The 762-nt window shown below is 41.9% G+C and carries 1 protein-coding gene; it reads right to left on the bottom strand.

Annotated features, from left to right (window positions below; all coding sequences use genetic code 11):
- Positions 1-159: 159 nt before the first annotated feature.
- Positions 160-762 (bottom strand): GNAT family N-acetyltransferase (locus Q1A70_RS20215; protein WP_299695832.1); only part of this gene is annotated, 603 nt, incomplete at its 5' end.

Below are 762 nucleotides of genomic sequence, written 5' to 3'. Positions count from 1 at the left end.
GCTAATTTAGACGAAAAAAGTGCTCAAAAAGTCAGGTGATATTGGTTGAAAAAAGAGAAATTCTACAGCCTCAACGCTTTGCTAAGTGGCACAGAACCTTGGCATACACTTTTGCAAAGCAAAAATGCCAAGCGTTTTGTGTCCGTCTTAAGCAATTTGTTAAGGTAACGATAACTCGTACTCTATGGCATCCCTAACTTCACCATTTAATTTCGCGTAATTCGCAATGCCTTTCACTTTACTGAAACCATTTCGTTCAAGTACTTTTTGGGAACCTTCGTTACTACAAAGAACTATTGCTCTCAAAGTGCTCAACTGTGCTTCTGAAACCAAATAATCGACCAGTTTACCGACCGCCTGTGATGCAATACCTTTCGAAGTAAATTGTTGACCTATGCGATAGCCTAGCTCACCTGTGTATGTATTTGCTTCAACTCGATGAACATTGACCCTGCCGCAAATTTCTTGCGAGTTGCTACGAATAAGCATTGGATACATTTCACCGTTAGCATGCAGTGACAGAAACTCTGAAATCTGACTTCTCACACCTTGTGAGGTGTAAAATGACTCATCACGAGGCAGAACATGCTGCTCAAACCAAGAACGATTCGCCAATTCAAACTCTAGAAGTGCATCAGCATCTCCTAAGGAGACTAACTCAATAGATATGTCCATTTTAGTTACCCTAACGAATGACATGGATTCCCCCTCCCGAGGATCTGCCACACTTATGTGGTACTTAAATGCACCGGAGGCACCATG

Origin of the sequence: uncultured Vibrio sp. (assembly GCF_947488985.1) — a bacterium.
Taxonomy (GTDB): domain Bacteria; phylum Pseudomonadota; class Gammaproteobacteria; order Enterobacterales; family Vibrionaceae; genus Vibrio.
The sequence above is the reverse complement of the archived record's forward strand: the minus strand, read 5'-3'. Positions and strand labels throughout refer to the sequence as shown.